General features: G+C 58.3%; 1 protein-coding gene. It reads right to left on the bottom strand.

The window, feature by feature from the left end:
- Positions 1 to 159 precede the first annotated feature (159 nt).
- Complete coding sequence (locus IB278_RS33555; protein WP_192328823.1) at positions 160 to 633, bottom strand: hypothetical protein; 474 nt, start codon at positions 631 to 633, stop codon at positions 160 to 162.
- Positions 634 to 860 lie beyond the last annotated feature (227 nt).

Genomic DNA, 860 nt, shown 5'->3' with positions numbered 1-860 from the left:
CCGAGGCTTGCGGTCAGCATGAGAAGCACAGTGAGTCGTCGTTCCATTACTTCCTCGAATCGCTCGTCACTTTCCGGGTCATGGGCCTGCCAAGATAGGTGTCGAACGTCGGCCTTTGCCGATGAAGTCTGATCACTTAGCCGGCCGCACCCTGCAGCGCTATCGGTGCGTCGCACTATGCACGCGCAGCACTTCGTCTTTTTCCTTCAATGGCAGAAAGAAGATTCCTGGCTTGAGGCTGGAAAATCCCGCTCCCTTCAAGAGCAGAAGTCGCGTAGTTGCATCGTTTTGATGAGCGGCCCTGATCTGACCGAGGCTGTAGTGCATAAGCGGGTCGAGCGGTATGAGCAATTCCCTTGGTACGCGGTCTGTATTTGTGATCAGAGCCTCGTCGACTGCCACGCGAAGACGAATGACATTCGCCGAACCAGGGCCAGTGCGCGCCTGATCATCCGAGACCGGATTGCCCTTCGCGTCAACCATGTCAACGCTGACAACGCGGCCGACCAGTACATGGTCCGCCTCCGTAGCCATTGCGGTGAGGGACATCTGCAGCGGAAGGCTCGCCGGTGCAGCAAGGGGGATCGTTGCCATCAGCGACAAAAGAAGGCGTTTCATCAAGCGTTCAAGCACTTCACGATCTCCAGAAACATCTGCTCGCCGTTGGGTCGCGCTACCGAGAGCGCGGACTGCTGTTTTCGGCCGGACTGTGCCACTCACGCGAGGCGGTGGTCACGAGGTTTGGGGCACTCACAGTTTCCGATATCTCGCGGACCGGTCTTGACGCAGCCCAAGCGCGGTACTCCTCCAGCTTTGCGTCCAGAGCTGCGGCGAAATCGGGTGTCATGTTTCGTCGATTC

This window comes from Variovorax sp. VRV01 (genome assembly GCF_014852545.1).
In the GTDB taxonomy this organism is placed as follows: domain Bacteria; phylum Pseudomonadota; class Gammaproteobacteria; order Burkholderiales; family Burkholderiaceae_C; genus Variovorax; species Variovorax beijingensis_A.
The sequence above is the reverse complement of the archived record's forward strand: the minus strand, read 5'-3'. Positions and strand labels throughout refer to the sequence as shown.